The sequence below is a fragment of the Pseudomonas sp. Kh14 genome, from assembly GCF_900291005.1.
In the GTDB taxonomy this organism is placed as follows: domain Bacteria; phylum Pseudomonadota; class Gammaproteobacteria; order Pseudomonadales; family Pseudomonadaceae; genus Aquipseudomonas; species Aquipseudomonas alloputida.
Window position 1 is genome coordinate 1 of the sequence record NZ_OLKJ01000080.1, and the last position, 281, is coordinate 281.

A 281-nucleotide genomic window follows, 5' to 3' on the forward strand; every position below is an offset into this window, starting at 1 on the left:
GGCATGAACTCCACATGGGTGTAGCCCTGCCACACGAGGTACGAGACGAGCTCGTCGGCCAGGTCACGGTAGGTGAGCCCGGCACGCCAGCCACCCAGATGCAGCTCGTAGATGCTCACGGGCTCCTGGTGAACGGCGGAACGTTCTCGCCGGGCAATCCACTGCGCGTCGTTCCAGGTGTGGTGACTGGCGGTGACGATGGAGGCATTGCCAGGAGCCTGCTCGCTGAATCGGGCCATGGGGTCGACCTTCTCGTGCCAGTTGCCCCACTGGTCCTGGAT

The 281-nt window shown here is 64.4% G+C and carries 1 pseudogene; it reads right to left on the reverse strand.

What is annotated here, in order from left to right:
• Positions 1-239 (reverse strand): annotated as a pseudogene (locus FQ668_RS27395) (1,4-alpha-glucan branching enzyme); the annotation flags it as partial.
• Positions 240-281: the final 42 nt, after the last annotated feature.